We start from the raw sequence: 19259 nt of genomic DNA on the forward strand, positions 1-19259 counted from the left end.
TGTCCCTCTGTGATATGGATCATATTATGCGCTTTATTTTGAAAAGAAAATTAGCTAATTTTGCTATAGTTATTCAAATAATTTGAATGCTAACTTAAGTTGAGGTTACAAATTTGTGACAGTTTCATATCGTTTTTTATTTAAATTTTAATATGTTATAAATATCTTACTTAACGAATATATTCGTTGTAACCTTATATTTTTTTCTTATAAATCAGCACAGAATGATAAAAAAAACTCTAGAAAAAAAACAATTAAAACAAAGTGATTGGTATCTTTACTTAGTGAGAGAGAAAAATAACGCTTTGTATTGTGGTATCACCACCGATGTACAACGTCGTTTTGAACAACATAAGGCAGGAACAGGGGCAAAAGCATTGAAAGGAAAAATGCCACTAGAACTGGTATTTTCTTGTTTTATTGGTTCTCGCTCAGCCGCATCAAAAATAGAATATCAAGTTAAGCAACTGAATAAAAAGACAAAAGAAAGGCTGGTCATTGACCAGCCTGATGACCTAGTTAACTACTTAGCTAACTATAAGTTATTGAAGTGTGAAGGGTAAGTCACTAAACCTTGATGTTCCCCAATTTCGCCATTTTCTAAGCCACAAACCAAAAAGTGGGCTTGTTGTTCAGGCCATTGGCAACTTATACCGTGGGTTGCAGCTGGTTCAAAACCGAAACGTGAATAGTAGCGTTCATCGCCCAGTACAACGACCGCACCGTAACCAAACTCATTGAGGCTATCTAACCCTTCATAGACCAGTTTTTCTGCAATTCTTTGGCCTTGATGCGCTTTATTTACCGCTAATGGTGCAAGACCTACCCATTGTACGTCTTCCTCGTTAACGTCCACTGGCGTGAAGCCAACATAGCCGATCACTTCACCATCATCATTTGTTGCCACAACACCGAGCGTTAGCAAACCATCTTCACGTAAATGTTGAACAAGGTTAGCTTCCGCTTCAGTTGGAAAGGTTTCTCGCAATAATTTATCAATACCCATTGCGTCGACAGGGATTTCAACTCGGATTAGCATGATGTTAACACAGGCGATTTATGCTCTGCGTCCTCGCTTTCATGCACGGTTTTAATCACATCGGCCAATTGTAGCAAAGCAAAACGCAGTGGAGCTGGCATGTTTTCAAGCTCGAAAGCATCCATTAAATTCTTCACATAGAGGCCGAGTTCGGTATCCCCTTCAATCACCAGCCTACGCTGGAAAAAGAGTGTGTCAGGGTCTTCTTTACGTGCAGCAATCAGTACCAGATCATTCGCATTACCACTCACGCTAACATCCGCTTCTGCATGCTGTTTTACGGAGAGTTGGCCGCCCTGCAAACTGATAAACCAGACTAACGCTAAGTCACGAACCTCAACCTTTAGCCATTTGTCTTCAAGAAAATCCAGCTCCCCTTCCTTCACTGACTCACGAAATTGCCAGCTTAACAACTGTTCAAGGACCTGACGCTGCAGTGCGAATGGGGTCACTTTCAAAGGCAGTTTTAAAAATGAAGGGCCTTTTGTGATGAGTTGAGAACGAATTTTACTTAACACAGTACTGACTCCCGTAGTAATTGTCTGCCCGTTTTCGTGTAACTACTTAACAACAGTAGCAGCTCGAATTATTTAGGGTAACATATTGCATATTTAGATGGTTAAATTTTCAACGCTAATAACTCCATTTTTTGAAGTCATTAACCTAACATTTGACTCATGATGAGTTATCTTGCCAAAAAATGATATTATTGGTTTGATCCTATATCAACTTTTGCCCATCCAGCCAATATTTATTTCTCACATCCCTTTGATAAAAACTATCTCTAATTACCTATTTTCTCCAATAAACATTCAAAAATCAGTCAAAAATAATTCATACTCCATATTTATAAAACTTATTCTCTGATATTTGGTGAAGTCTCTTTATTACCCACCAGCCTCCTTATTTCCTTAACGACCTTAATTAACGAATACTGATATCCATTAACAATTTCTCTGCTCTAAATCAAAATCTATAACAGTTCTGTTGACTAGAATGTCAGCTGTTAAATTTTATACAGGGATAGGACAATGGAATTACTCTGCCCCGCAGGGAATTTGCCCGCTTTAAAAGCGGCTGTCGATAACGGTGCTGATGCCGTTTATATTGGATTAAAGAATGATACCAATGCGCGCCATTTCGCAGGGCTTAATTTTACGGAAAAAAAACTGCACGAAGCAGAGCGCTATATTCATAACCGTAAACGTAAATTACATATTGCGATTAATACGTTTGCGCATCCTAATGGTTACGAACGTTGGCAAAACTCCGTCGATCTTGCAGCAGATCTCGGTGCCGATGCGTTGATCTTAGCCGATATCGCAATGTTAGAGTACGCTGCAAATAAATACCCGCATATTGAAAGACATGTTTCAGTTCAAGCCTCTGCCACCAATACAGAAGCCATTCGCTTTTATCAACGCAATTTCGATGTGCATCGCGTCGTACTTCCTCGCGTTTTATCTATTCATCAAGTCAAACAACTGGCTAGAAATAGCCCTGTACCACTTGAGGTATTCGCCTTTGGTAGCCTGTGCATTATGGCAGAAGGACGTTGCTACCTTTCTTCTTATCTTACTGGTGAGTCACCAAATACCGTAGGTGCATGTTCCCCAGCACGTTTTGTTCGCTGGCAACAAACAGAAGAAGGAATGGAATCTCGCTTAAATAATGTGTTGATAGACCGTTACCAAAAAGATGAAAATGCAGGCTATCCAACGCTATGTAAAGGACGTTATCTTGTCGATGAACAGAAATACCATGTCCTGGAAGAGCCCACCAGCCTCAACACTATTGAATTATTACCTGAGTTGATGGCAGCGAATATTGCTTCTGTCAAAATTGAAGGCCGCCAGCGTAGCCCCGCTTACGTAACGGAAGTGACCCGTATTTGGCGACAAGCCATCGACCGCTACAAATCCAACCCTAATCACTTTGTCACCGACCCGAAATGGCTAAAAGCATTAGGTGGGCTTTCTGAAGGAAGCCAAACTACATTAGGCGCCTATCACCGTAAATGGCAGTAATTTAAAAGGTAAATATCATGCAGTACTCGTTAGGATCTGTTCTTTATTATTGGCCAAAACAGACGCTGGAAGATTTTTATCAACACGCCATGCAAAGTGATGCCGATATTATTTATCTCGGTGAGACGGTGTGCAGTAAGCGTCGAGAAATGAAGCCCAATGACTGGATAGAACTCGCCCAGCAGCTCGCTAAAAGTGGCAAACAAATTGTCCTGAGCACCCTTGCTCTCCTTCAAGCACCTTCAGAACTTAAAGAGATCAGCAAGTTAGTTGATAATGGTGAGTTTCTCGTTGAAGCCCATGATTTTGGTGTGATCAACATGTTAGCCGAAAGAAACCTGCCTTTTGTCGCGGGCCACGGTTTGAATTGCTACAACGCGCAAACCTTAAATATTCTCTTACGCCAAGGCATGGTGCGCTGGTGTATGCCTGTAGAGCTTTCTCGAGATTGGTTAGTCAATTTACTTAACCAATGCGATGATATCGGCATTCGTGGCAAATTTGATGTTGAGGTCATGAGCTATGGGCACTTGCCACTTGCCTATTCCGCGCGCTGTTTTACTGCACGCTCTGAAAATAAGCAAAAAGACGAGTGTGAAACTTGTTGTATTAATTACCCTCAAGGGCGCAAAGTGCTCTCCCAGGAGCAACAGCAAGTGTTTACGTTGAATGGCATTCAAACGCTCAGTGGCGCTTGCTATAACCTCGGCAATGACCTGCATTCAATGCATGAGCTTGTGGACATTGTGCGCATTTCCCCTGAAGGTATTGGATCCCTTGAGATAATCAAGCAGTTTAAAGCCAATGAAAGTGGGGATATTCCGCTAAATATAGCCAATCAAAACTGCAATGGCTATTGGCGGCAAATTGCAGGGTTGTTGCTAGTGCCTTGATATACAATAGGTAATGAGCTCGAACTATAGCTCATTACCTTAACCAAATAATTCACTGTGCGAACCAATATCAACGAAAGTGATTAAATTACCTTTATCTGACAAGCGATAAACCAGTAAGAAATCACCACCAATATGAAGCTCCCTAGATCCTTGCCATTCATGACCTTCTAATTCATGGTCAAGATATTCTTTTGGTATTATTTTTTGAGAAAACAGTATTTCCATAACGAGAACAGCCGCATTCATATCCCTACGGCCCGCTCGGTTATATCGTTCCCATGACTTCTTAAACGTTGGTGTATAAGCAACCTGCCTTGGTTGCTTAGCTCGCTTATTACTTGGCTTCTGAGTCAACTTTGCTTAACTCCACCATCATTTCGTTAATTGAATCGTAGTGCTGCTCAATAGCTTTAGCTTCTTTCAACGCTAGTGTAGTTTTCAGCGAAGGTTGCTTACGTTTGATTTCAAAGGGAACTCTTTGCTCTTGAACTACTTGCTCTAAAAACAAACGAATAGCTGCGCTAATAGTCAAACCACAATCTTGTAATACACTCGTGGCTTCCGCTTTTAATTGTTCATCAATTCGACTACGAACATCTGTTGTTTTCAATAGTGTTGACATATCATCCCCCCACACATATCAAACGTAGCTACATTGTGACTACATTGTGGTTGAGTTTAGCATTTGTCGATTAATTAGTCATTATTTCTTTAGGCCGCCTTTTCTAATAGACAATAAACACGATTAAATATTAATGCCGATGCCTGCGCCAACGGTTAAACATATGGCTAATATGACGTAGTTCGCCATCTCGGAGCATACCGATGAATACCCCAATGACCGTATAAATAACCCCTAAAATCAGCATCATCACGATATCCATCAGGACATCGCTAAACGGTAGCCCCATTTGATTAAGACCTGCCATGGCATTCGTGGCCCATGTTGATGGCAATGCTGAAGCAATCATACGTACCCAGTCAGGCATCGCTTGCAGTGGCCAAATCGTTCCTGACATGTAAAACACTGGGGTCGTAATGAATGCCAAAGTTAAATAAATCATTTCAACGCTGCGCAAACATTCTGTCACTAACTTGCCAAGCCCCAGAACAGCCAATAGGAATGGGAACGTGAACATCCAAATCACGTACAGTGGCGCTTCTTGCCGATACCCCAATACCCACGGCCAAAGGGCAAAAAATACGGTAGATAAAAATAACCAAATCGGAATTAAAGCAGATAACGCCCCTAAATAAACGGCTAATGGCGGTTTTCCTTTAGGTGTAGAACGCACCGCGATACTAACTCGCACACAGGCAATCAGCAGGGAGTGCTGCAATAACATCACCAAAAGGCCAGGAAACACAATCGCTGCAAAGCTGATCCCTGGGTTATACAATGGCTCAGTTTCACTGCGAATAGGGGTAATAATCACTTTGGCTTGCTCTTGGCTATAGCCTGCTTTAGTGAGTAACTGGGTGTTATAGGCATTGAGCAGTGTTTGATAGGCTTTTGATAACTCTTGCTGAATTTGCCCACTCGCTAGCCGGTTGGTTCCATCACCATACACTGGCACAGTGATATTTTTACCGCTCAGTAAGTGTTGTTGAAAATCCGTTGGAATAATAATTATCGCAAATAGCTTTCTCGCAATCATATCCTGCCGCGCTTGAGCAAGGTTGTCATAACTCTGCAATTGCACTTTTGGTGTTGCATCGAGATCACGAATTAGCTCACGGCTTGCCGTACTGTGGTCCATATCAATCACGGCAACAGGTAAATCCCAAAGAACAGGCTTTGCATAAACTAAGCTCATAACACACAGAGAAACCAACAATAACAACCACATCGGTTTTTCCAGCATCCCCAGTAGCACTTTACGAAAGGTTGCAAAATAGATGGACATCAGACAGCCCCCCCTTGGTTTTCTAACCGTTTTATTAATCGCTTACGGATTAAAAAGCCAATCACAAAGGGGTAAATCAATAAGAATAGACACACTTGAACGATGCGAGAAAAGGAAATCTCCCGCAAGAAAATATCAAACATAGCATTTAATGTATGAGTAAGTGGTTCAATATTCGAAATAATTTGCGCAGGCAATATCATTGATAGCTCCGGTACCGCCATACCCGAAAAGGCCAAAGCGATACTCACCAACATCCCTATCAAGCTATATGCCATGATGGCACTTGAGGTAAAACTAAACAGTAATAAGCCGATACTTTGTGCTGCTATCACATAGAAAAACCCTAATACAATCATATATAACGGGTTCCCTACCACTTTAGCATCAAAGATAGTGACCAATGCCGCAATCTCTACAGCAAGTAATATACTGAAAAATAAGGTGTAAGGAGCTAGCTTCCCGAGCAGCGCCATGATAAACGGTTTAACACTTTGTAAGGTGGAACCCCGTGACATCGTATAGATTGTTGCGGTAACAACAAACAGCTGCAGCATATGAATAGTTGCGGCAAACTGTTGATAATAAATATAACTACCACTCGGGTTGAATAAGCTGTCATAAGAGAGTGTCACTTGAGCTAACGGTGGCAATGCCTTTCCCATTGACTTCGCCATTTCTTGGCGATACTTCGCATTCAGCTCTGCCACCAGCCCACTAAAATCTTGAATGGCATAACTGCCTGATGCATAAAAGAGTGCATTATAATACATACGAAGTTCAGGCTGACGACCCCGTAAGACATCTTCTTCAAAGTTATGAGGAATATACAATAACGCGTAATCTTTTGAACTACCGAGTCGTTTTAATGATGTACTGAGATTGTCATCAATGGTTTTCACATCCGCATGTGGGCCCGCGTCGAGGTCACGAATAATCTGCCGAGACACCGGGCTATGGTTATTATCCACCACAGAAACGGGCAAATCCATTAATGTCCCCTCTGAGAAGTTAGCACTAACTAACGTAAACAGCATTAATGGAAACAGCCAACTTAACCAATGAAAAACAGGGCTACGAATAGCCATTTGGGTTTCACGGCTAAAGGCGTGCTCAAAACCGTGCCAAGCGAACTTAAATTTCATGGCAACACCTTTTACTTATCCCAGTGCCATAACACACTCATGCCAGGCCTTAGCCCTTCAATCGGCTCTACAGGATATAAGCGAATTTCAAATGTTTTTAAATCGAAGTCACCGGTTGCACGTGTCGCTCGTTTTGTCGCATAGTCACCTTTCGGCGCAATATAGCGAACCTCAGCTTCAATCAACTTGTTCCCCAAGGCAGGTACATCCAGCTGCACTTTGTCGCCTTTTTTTACATCAACTAAAATATCTTCACGCAAGTTATAGACAAAATAAGCTTGCGGTAGACGTATTAATGAAACTAGAGGACTTCCGGCATTAAATAGCTCACCAATTTCTGCTGGGATAGGTCCTACCTCCCCATCTACAGGGGCTTTAACTTGCAAATCATCAACCTGTACTTGCAATTCAGCCAATTTCTGTTCTGCCTGATTAAGTGCGGCTTCATATTGATGGCGTAATTCAATACGGTCACCATTCTGGCCTTCTTCTAATCGGGCTTTTGCCCCTTGTACTTGCGAAAATGCCACTTCTTTGGCCTTACGTGCGTTATCTAACTCATTCGCTGAAACATACCCTTTGTTTTTTAAATTACTCAAACGTGCATATTCACGAGATGCATTTTGATACTGGGAGTTGGATTGCGCCAAGGTGGCCTGAAGATCACGAATAGTTTCTTCACGAGTGCCATTAATAGAGAGCTCTAGCTGTGCTTTTGCTTGGTCTCTTGCGGCTTTTGATGCTTCATATTGCGCTTGCAGCTCAGGGCTTTCTAATGTTAATAAGAGTTGCCCTTGTTTTACGTCATCACCTCGCTCAATATGACGCTCAATCACCCGCCCTTTTGCTTTCGACGTGACGATGACTTCAGGTGCATCCACTTCCCCCTGCAACAATAAATATTGGTTATGAGAATGAAAAAGTGCCGCTGCTGCGATTAAGATAAGCATCAGCAAAATCAGTGCTATTGTTCTTTTTTTCATTATTGATGTGAACCTTAAATAATAACGGGGGAAACTATCATCCCTAGAGTATGACAAGAAAGTTAAATACAGTGTTAATAAATTCGTGCGCAAGATCACGAAAAGGTAGGACATTGATTAATATTGAAACGATTTTGGCCTTATGTCAAATAATGATGAACGTACTTTTCTCAAATGTCGATTACTTAACCAATGGCTTACGGTATAATAGCCAGCCAAATAAAAACTAATAAAAGATAGTTAACGTGAATAACCCTCCCCCAATTCAGCGCTAAAAAGTAATTCGGTGAGATAGAAAACGACAAGAGAAGATAGCTTGGTGAGCATACACAAGTATGTGACCCAAGGAGCTGAACGCAGTCCCCCCAGTATGTGAAATGTGACGAGCCATGCTCTAAAGAGTTCGCATTGTGGGTAGGCGACCAGAGAAGATAGCTTGGTGAGCATACACAAGTATGTGACCCAAGGAGCTGGACGCAGTCCCTCCCAGAATGTGAAATGTGACGAGCCATGCTCTAAATAGTTCGCATTGTGGGTAGGCGACAAGAGAAGATAGCTTGGGGAGCATACACAAGTATGTGACCCAAGGAGCTGAACGCAGTCAACACCCCCAGAATGTGAAATATGACGAGCATGTACGAATTTGACTTAATATTACTCCTCCTCCAGCAAATGTGCGTCTACTTAGTGATCGCATGGGTCCTCAGTCGCACCCCGCTGGTTATCCCCTTACTTAAAGTTACCATCCGCTTACCTCACAAGGTAATGTGCTACCTAATTTTTTCAGTATTTTGCATTATCGGTACTTATTTTGGTTTGCATATCAATGACTCTATTGCGAACACTCGCGCCATTGGTGCCGTACTTGGTGGCTTATTAGGTGGCCCTGCGGTAGGCTTTGCCGTCGGTTTTACTGGCGGATTACATCGTTACTCATTGGGTGGCATGAGCGCCTTTGCCTGTATGGTCTCAACGATTGTTGAAGGGTTGATTGGTGGGCTAGTTCATCGTCACTTTATGAAACGTGGCGAAATTAATAAAATTTTTAATCCTGTGATCGCCAGCTGTGTCACTTTTATTGCTGAAATCATACAGATGCTAATTATTTTGTTGTTAGCAAAACCTTTCGATGAAGCCCTCGAACTCGTTAAAAATATCGCGGCACCGATGGTTATCGCGAACACGATTGGCGCAGCCATGTTTATTCGTATTTTACTCGACCGCCGCGCTATTGTTGAAAAATACACCACTGCATTCTCTGCTCAGGCGCTAAAAATCGCCTTAACTACTGAAGGAATTCTGCGTAAAGGCTTCAATGCTGACAACAGTATGAAAGTCGCTAAGATTATTTATCAAGAATTAGAAATTGGTGCCGTTGCTATTACTGATCGTGAAAAAATACTCGCATTTATTGGTATTGGTGCTGATCACCATCGGCCCGGAACACCGATCTCATCCATTCAATCAAGACAAGCCATTGAAAATAATGAAGTTGTATATGCTGACGGTAATGAAACCCCGTATAAATGTTCATTAAGCCCTACCTGCAAGCTTGGTTCTGCATTAGTGATCCCATTACGTGGAGAAAACGAAAAGGTCATTGGCACAATAAAACTGTATGAAGCGAAAAATAGCCTGTTTAGTTCCATAAATCGGACTCTAGGTGAAGGGATCGCTAGCTTATTTTCTGCACAAATTTTAGCGGGCCAATATGAGCGCAATAAACAATCACTTTTACAGTCAGAAGTGAAGTTACTTCATGCGCAAGTGAACCCTCACTTTTTGTTCAATGTGCTCAACACGCTGCAAGCTGTGATCCGCAAAGATAGCCAGCAAGCAGGCCAGCTTGTGCAGTATATTTCGACATTTTTTCGCAATAATTTAAAACGGCCTGAACAAAATGCCACGCTTGGTGAAGAAATTGAACATATCAACGCCTATTTGCAGATAGAGAAAGCCCGTTTTCAAGAAAACTTACAGATCCATATCGAAATTCCTGAGGAAGTTAAACAGGTTGAACTTCCTGCATTTACCTTGCAACCCCTTGTTGAAAATGCAATTAAACACGGTACCTCACAGTTATTAGAGACTGGATATATTACAATACGCAGTTATATCGGTAGCAAGCACGTCTATATTGAAATAGAAGATAACGCGGGGCTCTACCAACCAGCGAAGCAAAGTGATGGCTTAGGGATGGGCTTAGTCGATAAACGCTTACGTTTAAAATATGGCGAACAATATGGTATCAGTGTAGAACATGAGCCGGAAAAATTCACTCGAATGAAAATTCGCCTGCCTTATTTGGCTACAACATAATAATGATAAAATTACCTCTATGAATGTATTGATTGTTGATGACGAACCTCTGGCACGTGAAAACGTGCGTTGCCTACTCGAAGAGCACGATGATATTGAAATTATTGGTGAATGCGCCAATGCGATTGAAGCAATTGGAATGATCCACAAAAAAAAGCCTGATGTGGTTTTTCTGGATATTCAAATGCCACGCTTAACAGGCCTTGAAATGGTGCGCATGTTAGACCCAGAAGACCGCCCCTATATTGTGTTTCTTACCGCTTTTAATGAATTTGCCATTCAGGCTTTTGAAGAACATGCATTTGATTACTTGTTAAAGCCGCTTGAAACGGAGCGACTGGAAAAAACCTTGAATCGCTTACGTCAAGGTAAGCAAAAGCAGAACCTTGAACTTCTAGCCAATAACGAACCGCTAAAATTTATTCCATGCACAGGGCACAGCCGCATTTACTTAATGAAGCTTGATGAGGTGCTATATGCCACTTCGCGTATGAGTGGTGTGTATGTGATGAGCACACAAGGGCAAGAAGGCTTTACTGAGCTCACCTTGCGCACATTAGAAATGCGCACACCATTAGTGCGCTGCCATCGCCAATATTTGGTCAATATGACTCAGCTGAATGAAATTCTGTTTGGTGATAGTGGGCAAGCAGAGTTAGTACTTAGTTCCGGTGAACATATACCTGTCAGCCGTCGTTACCTCAAACCACTGAAAGAGGCACTGGGCTTGGTTTGAATTACTAAATAATTAAAATCTCAGGCCCTCGTTGCTCTATAAGATGTAACATGCGAAGAGCTGGGCCGCTGGGTTTTTTTTCTTCTCTTTCCCACTTAGAAACGCTTTCCTTAGACATACCTAAAACTAAAGCTAATGTTGCTTGCGACATTCCATATTGAGCACGGAGTTGCTTTATTTGTGCACCACTCATCATAGGTATAACTTTTATTTTTTTATTTATATTTCGAGCTCTAACTTTCCTTTCTAAATCATTAACTAAACTTTCTGGTGCCGCATCAACATTATGTAATTCTTTAGCTAGCTCAAGCATGTTTTCTAATTTATTGCTCATCAGTAAGTTCCTCCAAAATATTACACAAAACTAAATCAGCAATTTTATCATCCGTATAGCTAAGAAAAAGTCGAGATAGGCCCTTATATGCATCTAACTCATCTTCTGCAATTTCCTTTGCTCCTTTGGAACTTATATTACTTTTATCCCACCCATCAGCAAAAAAGAGATGGTGGCTTGCTTTAAAGAAGATAATAACTCTGATCCCACCACTTTTCCCTTTCCCATTAATCGCGATCCTTTTTTTAATTACACCGCTCCCTAAGTCTGCCTCATAAAACCCCTGTAAAACTTCATTTGCAGCCTTAAGTAACTGTTTATCTTTTATATTGATTTTTTTAGTGCTTCGCTTAAATGATGAAATTTTATAGAACGCCACAACTACTCTCCATGTAGTACTCATTACTATAGTAGCAAGTGCTATTTTTGAAGGCAATCTGTATCGTTCATTTTTAAGGCAACAAAAAAACCCGCATTTCCAAGAAATACGGGTTTTCATTTATTAGGAATTAAATTCCCTAAAACCTAGCAATTACGCGTTATGGCTGCTGCTACGACGACGAGGTGCCGCATTGGTGCCATCTTGGCGTGGAGCAGAGTTACCACGGTCACGGTTACCACCGCCACGACGCTCACCACCGCCACGACGTTCGCCACCGCGCTCACCACCACGGTCATTACGACGACCTGCCCCGAAACCACCTTCGCTACCGCCTTCACGACGTGGACCACCACGACGCTCACCGCCACCACGACGTTCGAACGGTTGTGCATCACCGATCAGCTGCATTTGAGTGGGTTTATTCAAAATACGTGCGCGACTTAAATGTGTTAACACGTCAGTTGGCATGCCTTTTGGTAATTCAATTGTCGAGTGAGTTCCGTACAATTTGATATTACCGATATAACGGCTGCTGATATCCGCTTCGTTAGCAATCGCCCCAACAATGTGACGAACTTCCACACCATCATCACGGCCAACTTCAATACGGTACATTTCCATGTCACCCACATCACGACGCTCACGACGACCGCCACGCTCACCGCGCTCAGCACGGTCAAAACCATTGCCGTTGCTGTTACGGTCACGACGATCACCACCACGACGGTCATCACGGTCATTAAATTCACGACGTGGACGACGTGGCGCATCAGGTGGCAGGATCAGTGCACGCTCACCTTGAGCCATTTTTAATAATGCCGCTGCCAATGTTTCCATGTCGACATCTTCTGATGGAGACATTTTCGCTAACAGTGAACGATATTGGTCTAAATCGCTGCTTTCTAATTGCTGTTGAATTTTCTCAGCAAATTTCGCCTGACGACGTTGGCTCAACAGATCTGCATCTGGTAATTCAACTTCAGGGATAGTCAGCTTCATCGTGCGTTCAACATTACGCAGCAGACGACGTTCACGGTTCTCAACGAACAGTAACGCACGACCTGCACGGCCTGCACGACCTGTACGACCAATACGGTGAACGTAAGACTCAGCATCCATTGGGATGTCATAGTTAACAACTAAACTAATACGCTCAACGTCCAGACCACGTGCTGCAACGTCAGTTGCGATCAAGATATCTAAACGACCATCTTTTAAGCGCTCTAAAGTTTGCTCACGCAGTGCTTGGTTCATGTCACCATTAAGTGCAGCACTGTTGTAGCCATTGCGTTCTAACGCTTCAGCCACTTCTAATGTCGCATTTTTGGTACGCACGAAAATAATCGCTGCATCGAAGTCTTCCGCTTCTAAGAAACGTACTAATGCTTCATTTTTACGCATGCCATACACTGTCCAATAGCTCTGAGCAATGTCTGGACGAGTGGTAATGCTAGCCTGAATACGAATTTCTTTCGGGTCTTTCATAAAACGACGTGTAATACGACGAATTGGCTCAGGCATTGTTGCAGAGAACAGCGCAGTTTGGTGCTCAGCTGGAATTTGGCTCATGATGTTTTCAACATCTTCAATGAAGCCCATACGCAGCATTTCATCAGCTTCGTCTAAGACTAAGCCTTTTAATTTAGAAAGATCTAACGTGCCACGTTTTAAGTGATCAAGAAGGCGACCCGGTGTACCCACAACAATTTGTGGTCCTTGGCGCAGTGCACGTAATTGTACGTCATAACGTTGACCACCATACAGGGCAACAACGTTAACGCGGTTCATATGTTTAGAGAAATCGCTCATTGCTTCCGCCACTTGAACAGCCAACTCACGAGTTGGAGCAAGTACTAAAATTTGCGGAGCTTTTAAATCTGGGTCGATGTTATGCAGTAATGGCAAACTAAATGCAGCCGTTTTGCCGCTACCCGTTTGTGCCATACCTAAAACATCATTGCCATCCATTAACAATGGAATACATTGTTGCTGGATTGGAGATGGTTTTTCATATCCCAGGTCATTCAGTGCTGTCAAAATAGATGCTGATAAACCTAACTCAGCAAAAGAAATATCGGTCTCAGTAGTCATGTAAAGGTGCCTCATACTTAATGGCAGCCAGTTTACATAACCATGGGAAAATCATTTCGGTCATTTTCATTTAAAATGTGAACTGGCTCAAATTGTGTTTATTAAACGAACAAATAGGCCGTCACCCCGAGGGATGATGACTTAAAAAAATATCGTGAAATGTTCGTCAGCTATTGCTGGCCCGATTCTAAAAGGTCGTCTTGTTCTTGGCCTAACAGCGCCAATTCCAACAATGCATAGCGGTGTTCAACAAAGCTGTGAGCGTTGTTAGCCACCGTCAGTTTGAATAACGCAACTGCGCTATTCTTATCCCCCAGACTTAGGTAATGTTTACCTAAATAGAAGTTAGTTTCACTGAGATGCTCAGCGAGCGAAGTGTTATCCGTAGATGTTTCTTTCAAACGCTCCATCAATGTCGTTTCATTGATGTTGCCAAGATAGAATTCTACGATATTCCAGCCCCATTGCCCTTTCTCCGCTTGGTTGTAGCGGGCGGCAAGATTATCTTGCGCCATACGCGGGTCTATGTCTTTCTCTACGAGATAAAGCCACAGAGTACGAAAAGGATCATTTGGATCTATCTGATAATACGCCAGCAGATCATCCTGCGCTAGTTTGTATCGTTCACCGTAATATAATGCGATGCCACGATTCATTCGCGCGAAATTGTAAGTTGGATCAAGCTCTAAAACAGAATCAAACGCTTCATAGGCAGCATCATAATTCCCTGCCTGCGTAAAATATATCCCTAAAAAATTAAAAACTTCAGGAATATCAGGACGAATGGCTAACGCAGTTGAAAAATCATTACGCGCCAGCGCCCTTAAACCGAGACTATCATACAACACACCGCGCTCATATAAAAGCTGTGCGTATTCATCATCGGTTAAAGACCGGCTCGCAAGGATTTGTTCCATACGAGCCAGTATCACTTCTTGTTGCAATGAAGGTTGAAGTGGAACGGCAAATACCTCGTTCTTTCGCCAATCTTTGCTACTACATCCAATAATAACAAAAAAGATAAGCGCCAAGAGCACACGCGGTAACGTGCGATAATCTCTCACCCGAAGACAGATACTGTTCAACATACTCCGCCCTTACATTACCACGCTTTACAAATTATGGTTTCAGCAAACTTAGGCTGATAGCGCCCTAACTTAATAGAGCACTGTTAGGCCAGCTTACTCTGCTGAGTCCTGCGGTTGCGCTGCTTGTTCTTCAGTTGCTACCGCTTCTTTCATGCTAAGACGGATACGCCCTTGACGGTCGATTTCCAATACTTTAACAGGAACTTCTTGACCCATTTGCAGGTAATCAGTCACTTTCTCAACACGTTTGTCCGCGATTTGAGAAATGTGAACCAGACCTTCTTTACCGCCACCGATAGCAACAAATGCACCAAAGTCGACGATGCGAGTTACTTTACCTGGGTAAATGCGGCCCACTTCAACTTCTGCAGTAATGTCTTCGATACGACGAATAGCTTCTTTCGCTTTTATGCCATCCGTTGCTGCAATCTTCACAGTACCGTCATCTTCGATTTCGATTGTTGTGCCTGTCTCTTCCGTTAACGCACGGATCACAGAACCACCTTTACCGATGACATCTTTGATTTTGTCTGGGTTGATGCGGATAGTGTAAATACGTGGAGCAAATTCAGAGATTTCTTCACGTGGACCATTGATTGCTTGTTCCATCGTACCAAGAATGTGCAAACGCGCACCTTTTGCTTGGTTTAATGCAACTTGCATGATCTCACTAGTGATACCTTCGATTTTGATGTCCATTTGCAGTGCGCTGATACCTTCACGGCTACCAGCTACTTTAAAGTCCATATCACCTAAGTGGTCTTCATCACCTAAGATATCGGACAGAACAACGAAGTCGTTGCCTTCTTTTACCAGACCCATGGCAATACCAGCAACCGCTGCTTTAATTGGTACACCAGCATCCATCAGAGCCAGAGACGCACCACAAACAGACGCCATTGAAGACGAGCCGTTAGATTCAGTAATCTCAGACACCACACGTACGGTGTATGGGAAATCTGCGTGGTCAGGCATAACAGCTAACACACCGCGTTTCGCTAAACGGCCATGGCCAATTTCACGACGTTTTGGTGAACCGACCATGCCGGTTTCACCGACAGAATATGGAGGGAAGTTGTAGTGGAACAAGAAACGGTCAGTGTACTCGCCCATTAATTGGTCGATAACCTGTGCATCACGCTCTGTACCTAATGTTGCAGTCACTAACGCCTGAGTTTCACCACGAGTGAACAACGCAGAACCGTGAGTGCGTGGCAGAACACCAGTACGTACATCCAGTGCACGGACCATATCTTTTTCGCGACCATCGATACGTGGCTCACCACGAATAACACGGCTACGAACCACTTGTTTTTCTAAGTTAGCTAAAATATCACCCACTTCAGAAACATCAACGTTTTCATCTTCTGCAACTAATACCGCAGTGACTTCTTCTTTGATTAAGTCAACTTGTGCGTAACGTTCTTGTTTCTCAGTAATGCGGTATGCATCACCCATACGGCTTTCTGCTAATGCAGCAACACGGTCGTTCAGAGCTTGGTTAACTGGCTCTGGCTGCCAATCCCATTTCTCTTTACCGGCTTCTTTCACTAATTCATTGATATTCTGAATAACAACTTGTTGTTGATCGTGGCCAAATACCACCGCACCTAACATTTGTTCTTCACTTAATAAATCAGCTTCAGATTCAACCATTAATACCGCGTTATCAGTACCTGCAACCACTAAGTCTAAACGGCTATTTTTCAGCTCGTCCGCTGTTGGGTTCAGAACATATTGGTCGTTGATAAAACCAACACGAGCCGCACCGATTGGGCCATTGAATGGAACACCAGACAGCGCTAATACCGCAGATGCACCGATCATCGCAACGATATCTGGGTTAACTTGTGGGTTAACAGAGACAACGGTCGCAATGATTTGAATTTCGTTGTAAAAACCTTCTGGGAACAGAGGACGCAGAGGACGGTCAATCAAACGTGCGATTAACGTTTCGCCTTCACCAGGACGACCTTCACGACGGAAGAAACTTCCCGGGATACGGCCCGCTGCATATGTACGTTCTTGATAGTTAACCGTTAAAGGGAAGAAGTCTTGGCCTTCTTTCACTTTCTTCTGTGCAACTGCAGTTACAAATACTGCAGTGTCATCCATGTTAACCATAACAGCAGCAGATGCTTGGCGTGCAATCATACCTGTTTCAATCGAAACAGTATGTTGACCATATTGGAATTTACGAACAATAGGATTTAACACTATATTACCCTTTTTGTAAGGCACCTTGAGATTCTCAGGGTGCATTGGCTTACTCTTCCTACTACAGCCTCGCGACTAATGAGAATACTGATATTCCCGTGATCAATTCTCTCATTAGCCGCGCGAATCGGATGTAGCGAAGAGGCATTAATAAAACTGCTTACTACGACTTATAGCTTAGCATTTAAGTTAAGTATAATTCGAGTATTACTTCAACTTTCAAAACAACTTTTAGAAGAAAAGGGGCCATTTGGCCCCTTTCCCCTGAAACTGACAAGATTAACGACGCAGACCTAAACGCTCGATAAGAGCTGTGTAGCGCGCGATATCTTTACCTTTCAAGTAAGCTTGTAAGCGACGACGCTGAGCAACCATACGCAGCAGACCACGACGGCTGTGGTGATCTTTTTTGTGCTCTGCAAAGTGGCTTTGCAGGTGGTTGATTTGTGCAGTCAGCAGAGCGATTTGAACTTCGCTTGAACCAGTGTCATTTTCACCGCGGCCGAACTCAGCAACGATTTTAGCTTTCGCTTCATTACTTAGAGACATAATAAACTCCAAAATGATTAATGTAAGTGATGAGAGCCAATCTCTAATTTAGCATCTCAAGATTAAGCGCCGCTATTCTACGCTGCTTAAGGCAGCAAAGCAATAAGCGCCACTATGCGGACGGTTCATTTTCCACGACCAAACGCTTCGGTGCAAGTCTGCCATCTTCGCTGATAAGAGCAATACCGATAAACCGTTGCGCTTCACCGCAGGTGACACGTACCATACAACCCTCTTCAAGGGCTTGGACTGCGGCTCTCACAGGTTGACCCTGTTTGAAATAAGCCGCTGTTTCTTCTGTAATATTTACTGCTGGAAAATGAACAACTGCGGTATCCATTGGCAATAATAAAGAGTCAAGCAAGGACTCAAAAGAACCTTCACCCGCATCGACTTTTGCCCGTAAAGCGGCTAGTTGCTCCAATGTTACCATTCGCTCATAAGGATAGTTAGCCACTTGCACTCGACGCAGGTAAATGACATGCGCACCACAGCCTAACATCTCACCTAAATCATCGATAATTGTACGAATATAGGTGCCTTTAGAACAGTGTATTTCCAGTTCTAATTCGTTATTTTCTAAACGAATAAACTGTAATTCATACACTGTAATTGGACGAGCTTCACGTTCAACGGTAATACCTTTACGTGCATATTCATACAATGGACGACCTTGGTGTTTCAACGCTGAATACATTGAAGGAACTTGTAATGTATCACCACGGAAAAATTCTAAAGCATCATCCAGTTGCTGCTGTGTAAACTCTACGTTACGCTCACTAATAATTTCGCCATGTGAATCTGACGTATCAGTACGCTGCCCAAGACGAGCAATGACGCGATAACGTTTATCTGAATCGAGTAAAAACTGGGAAAATTTCGTCGCTTCGCCGAGACAAACAGGCAACATTCCTGTTGCTAGAGGGTCAAGTGCCCCCGTGTGCCCAGCTTTATTGGCATTAAAAAAGCGCCGCACTTTCTGCAGCGCATCATTTGAAGAAATATCCGTGGGTTTATCCAGCAGCACTACACCGTCAATATTACGGCCGCTACGACGACGCCCCATTATTTTTCCTCTTTATCACTAACATCCGCACGACGTTTTTCATCATCGCGGATCACATTTGACACTAAATTAGACATCCGCATACCGTCAACAAGTGAATTATCATATTCAAATGTTAACTCAGGAATAATACGCAAGCGCATTGCTTTCCCAATTAATGAACGTATAAAACCAGACGCTTCATTTAATGCTTTAATGCCATCTGCAACCATTTCTTCTTCGCTTTTATCATTAGCGATATTGAAAAAAGTCACAAAGACTTTACCGTATGCAAGGTCACGAGATAACTCGACACCTGAAACAGTAGCCATACCAATACGCGGATCTTTGATCTCGCGCTGTAAAATGATCGCAATTTCTTTTTGCATCTCTTGTGCTACGCGTTGTGCACGACTGAATTCTTTTGCCATCGTTATATCTCCTGACAATAAAGGGGGCAAGCGCCCCCTCATTCATACTGGTTTGTCACCACGACATTTC

Annotated in this window: 21 protein-coding genes; 5 read left to right on the plus strand and 16 right to left on the minus strand. The window is 42.9% G+C overall.

Going from position 1 to position 19259, the window contains the following annotated elements:
- Positions 1-224 precede the first annotated feature (224 nt).
- The gene (locus CYG50_RS17230; RefSeq protein ID WP_102138195.1) at positions 225-563 is read left to right on the plus strand and encodes a GIY-YIG nuclease family protein; all 339 of its coding nucleotides are present in this window, start codon (positions 225-227) and stop codon (positions 561-563) included.
- Here the strand turns inward: CYG50_RS17230 and CYG50_RS17235 are convergent.
- A complete protein-coding gene (locus tag CYG50_RS17235) occupies positions 536-1039 on the minus strand; it encodes a GNAT family N-acetyltransferase (protein ID WP_102138196.1) in 504 nt (167 codons plus the stop codon). The two genes, CYG50_RS17230 and CYG50_RS17235, sit on opposite strands and share 28 nt — an antisense overlap.
- Positions 1033-1557 carry a ubiquinone anaerobic biosynthesis accessory factor UbiT gene (ubiT, locus tag CYG50_RS17240; protein ID WP_102138197.1) on the minus strand — a complete coding sequence of 175 codons (525 nt, stop codon included), beginning with the start codon at positions 1555-1557 and terminating at the stop codon, positions 1033-1035. The genes CYG50_RS17235 and ubiT overlap by 7 nt, the downstream gene beginning before the upstream one ends.
- A gap of 513 nt (positions 1558-2070) precedes the next feature.
- Between ubiT and ubiU the strand changes: the two genes are divergently transcribed.
- Both ubiU and CYG50_RS17250 read left to right on the plus strand, forming a co-directional pair.
- Positions 2071-3066, plus strand: coding sequence for a ubiquinone anaerobic biosynthesis protein UbiU (gene ubiU / locus CYG50_RS17245; protein WP_102138198.1), 996 nt, complete (start codon positions 2071-2073; stop codon positions 3064-3066).
- A gap of 17 nt (positions 3067-3083) precedes the next feature.
- Positions 3084-3959, plus strand: a complete 876-nt coding sequence (locus tag CYG50_RS17250) for a U32 family peptidase (protein ID WP_102138199.1) — start codon at positions 3084-3086, stop codon at positions 3957-3959.
- A gap of 39 nt (positions 3960-3998) precedes the next feature.
- Here CYG50_RS17250 and CYG50_RS17255 read toward each other — a convergent pair whose 3' ends face one another.
- From CYG50_RS17255 to CYG50_RS17275, 5 genes are all read right to left on the minus strand, one after another.
- The gene (locus CYG50_RS17255) at positions 3999-4316 is read right to left on the minus strand and encodes a type II toxin-antitoxin system YafQ family toxin (protein ID WP_102138200.1); all 318 of its coding nucleotides are present in this window, start codon (positions 4314-4316) and stop codon (positions 3999-4001) included.
- Positions 4297-4584: a type II toxin-antitoxin system RelB/DinJ family antitoxin gene (locus CYG50_RS17260; protein WP_004905876.1), complete on the minus strand. Its 288-nt coding sequence runs from the start codon at positions 4582-4584 to the stop codon at positions 4297-4299. Before CYG50_RS17260 ends, CYG50_RS17255 begins: the two co-directional genes overlap by 20 nt.
- 130 nt (positions 4585-4714) lie before the next feature.
- Positions 4715-5869 carry an ABC transporter permease gene (locus tag CYG50_RS17265; protein WP_102138201.1) on the minus strand — a complete coding sequence of 385 codons (1155 nt, stop codon included), beginning with the start codon at positions 5867-5869 and terminating at the stop codon, positions 4715-4717.
- Complete coding sequence (locus CYG50_RS17270) at positions 5869-7014, minus strand: ABC transporter permease (protein ID WP_102138202.1); 1146 nt, start codon at positions 7012-7014, stop codon at positions 5869-5871. Before CYG50_RS17270 ends, CYG50_RS17265 begins: the two co-directional genes overlap by 1 nt.
- An 11-nt stretch (positions 7015-7025) precedes the next feature.
- Entirely contained in the window at positions 7026-7997 is a 972-nt protein-coding gene (locus CYG50_RS17275; protein ID WP_102138203.1) for an HlyD family secretion protein, read from the minus strand.
- 633 nt (positions 7998-8630) lie between these two features.
- Here CYG50_RS17275 and CYG50_RS17285 point away from each other — a divergent pair.
- Both CYG50_RS17285 and btsR read left to right on the plus strand, forming a co-directional pair.
- Complete coding sequence (locus CYG50_RS17285; protein WP_102138263.1) at positions 8631-10316, plus strand: sensor histidine kinase; 1686 nt, start codon at positions 8631-8633, stop codon at positions 10314-10316.
- 19 nt (positions 10317-10335) lie between these two features.
- Positions 10336-11052 (plus strand): two-component system response regulator BtsR, encoded by a 717-nt coding sequence (gene btsR, locus CYG50_RS17290; RefSeq protein WP_102138205.1) that lies wholly within the window; start codon positions 10336-10338, stop codon positions 11050-11052.
- 4 nt (positions 11053-11056) lie between these two features.
- Here btsR and CYG50_RS17295 read toward each other — a convergent pair whose 3' ends face one another.
- The 9 genes from CYG50_RS17295 to rbfA all read right to left on the minus strand — a co-directional run bounded on the left by CYG50_RS17295 (position 11057) and on the right by rbfA (position 19189).
- Positions 11057-11386: a helix-turn-helix domain-containing protein gene (locus CYG50_RS17295; protein WP_102138206.1), complete on the minus strand. Its 330-nt coding sequence runs from the start codon at positions 11384-11386 to the stop codon at positions 11057-11059.
- The gene (locus CYG50_RS17300; RefSeq protein WP_311136305.1) at positions 11376-11885 is read right to left on the minus strand and encodes a type II toxin-antitoxin system RelE/ParE family toxin; all 510 of its coding nucleotides are present in this window, start codon (positions 11883-11885) and stop codon (positions 11376-11378) included. Before CYG50_RS17300 ends, CYG50_RS17295 begins: the two co-directional genes overlap by 11 nt.
- Before the next feature lie 33 nt (positions 11886-11918).
- Positions 11919-13859: a DEAD/DEAH family ATP-dependent RNA helicase gene (locus CYG50_RS17305; RefSeq protein WP_102138207.1), complete on the minus strand. Its 1941-nt coding sequence runs from the start codon at positions 13857-13859 to the stop codon at positions 11919-11921.
- Positions 13849-13929 (minus strand): hypothetical protein, encoded by an 81-nt coding sequence (locus CYG50_RS23700; protein WP_490049685.1) that lies wholly within the window; start codon positions 13927-13929, stop codon positions 13849-13851. Before CYG50_RS23700 ends, CYG50_RS17305 begins: the two co-directional genes overlap by 11 nt.
- Before the next feature lie 100 nt (positions 13930-14029).
- Positions 14030-14896: a lipoprotein NlpI gene (nlpI, locus tag CYG50_RS17310; RefSeq protein ID WP_102138265.1), complete on the minus strand. Its 867-nt coding sequence runs from the start codon at positions 14894-14896 to the stop codon at positions 14030-14032.
- 144 nt (positions 14897-15040) lie between these two features.
- Positions 15041-17164 carry a polyribonucleotide nucleotidyltransferase gene (gene pnp / locus CYG50_RS17315; RefSeq protein ID WP_102138266.1) on the minus strand — a complete coding sequence of 708 codons (2124 nt, stop codon included), beginning with the start codon at positions 17162-17164 and terminating at the stop codon, positions 15041-15043.
- A 279-nt stretch (positions 17165-17443) separates the two neighbouring features.
- Positions 17444-17713, minus strand: coding sequence for a 30S ribosomal protein S15 (gene rpsO / locus CYG50_RS17320; RefSeq protein WP_004905890.1), 270 nt, complete (start codon positions 17711-17713; stop codon positions 17444-17446).
- A gap of 112 nt (positions 17714-17825) precedes the next feature.
- The gene (gene truB, locus CYG50_RS17325; protein ID WP_102138208.1) at positions 17826-18779 is read right to left on the minus strand and encodes a tRNA pseudouridine(55) synthase TruB; all 954 of its coding nucleotides are present in this window, start codon (positions 18777-18779) and stop codon (positions 17826-17828) included.
- On the minus strand, positions 18779-19189 hold the full coding sequence (gene rbfA / locus CYG50_RS17330) for a 30S ribosome-binding factor RbfA (protein ID WP_004905894.1): 411 nt from the start codon (positions 19187-19189) through the stop codon (positions 18779-18781). The genes truB and rbfA overlap by 1 nt, the downstream gene beginning before the upstream one ends.
- Between the last annotated feature and the right edge of the window lie 70 nt (positions 19190-19259).

Origin of the sequence: Providencia huaxiensis, from assembly GCF_002843235.3 — a bacterium.
Lineage (GTDB): Bacteria > Pseudomonadota > Gammaproteobacteria > Enterobacterales > Enterobacteriaceae > Providencia > Providencia huaxiensis.

Coding starts and splice junctions, on each gene's coding strand:
- CYG50_RS17285 (WP_102138263.1), top strand. CDS start 8,631: ATGTACGAATTTGACTTAATATTACTCCTCCTCCAGCAAATGTGCGTC.
- CYG50_RS17275 (WP_102138203.1), bottom strand. CDS start 7,997: ATGAAAAAAAGAACAATAGCACTGATTTTGCTGATGCTTATCTTAATC.
- CYG50_RS17305 (WP_102138207.1), bottom strand. CDS start 13,859: ATGACTACTGAGACCGATATTTCTTTTGCTGAGTTAGGTTTATCAGCA.
- CYG50_RS17265 (WP_102138201.1), bottom strand. CDS start 5,869: ATGTCCATCTATTTTGCAACCTTTCGTAAAGTGCTACTGGGGATGCTG.
- rpsO (WP_004905890.1), bottom strand. CDS start 17,713: ATGTCTCTAAGTAATGAAGCGAAAGCTAAAATCGTTGCTGAGTTCGGC.
- rbfA (WP_004905894.1), bottom strand. CDS start 19,189: ATGGCAAAAGAATTCAGTCGTGCACAACGCGTAGCACAAGAGATGCAA.
- CYG50_RS17270 (WP_102138202.1), bottom strand. CDS start 7,014: ATGAAATTTAAGTTCGCTTGGCACGGTTTTGAGCACGCCTTTAGCCGT.
- CYG50_RS17295 (WP_102138206.1), bottom strand. CDS start 11,386: ATGAGCAATAAATTAGAAAACATGCTTGAGCTAGCTAAAGAATTACAT.
- ubiU (WP_102138198.1), top strand. CDS start 2,071: ATGGAATTACTCTGCCCCGCAGGGAATTTGCCCGCTTTAAAAGCGGCT.
- CYG50_RS17235 (WP_102138196.1), bottom strand. CDS start 1,039: ATGCTAATCCGAGTTGAAATCCCTGTCGACGCAATGGGTATTGATAAA.
- CYG50_RS17230 (WP_102138195.1), top strand. CDS start 225: ATGATAAAAAAAACTCTAGAAAAAAAACAATTAAAACAAAGTGATTGG.
- CYG50_RS17250 (WP_102138199.1), top strand. CDS start 3,084: ATGCAGTACTCGTTAGGATCTGTTCTTTATTATTGGCCAAAACAGACG.
- truB (WP_102138208.1), bottom strand. CDS start 18,779: ATGGGGCGTCGTCGTAGCGGCCGTAATATTGACGGTGTAGTGCTGCTG.
- CYG50_RS23700 (WP_490049685.1), bottom strand. CDS start 13,929: ATGAAAATGACCGAAATGATTTTCCCATGGTTATGTAAACTGGCTGCC.
- CYG50_RS17260 (WP_004905876.1), bottom strand. CDS start 4,584: ATGTCAACACTATTGAAAACAACAGATGTTCGTAGTCGAATTGATGAA.
- btsR (WP_102138205.1), top strand. CDS start 10,336: ATGAATGTATTGATTGTTGATGACGAACCTCTGGCACGTGAAAACGTG.
- CYG50_RS17300 (WP_311136305.1), bottom strand. CDS start 11,885: ATGAAAACCCGTATTTCTTGGAAATGCGGGTTTTTTTGTTGCCTTAAA.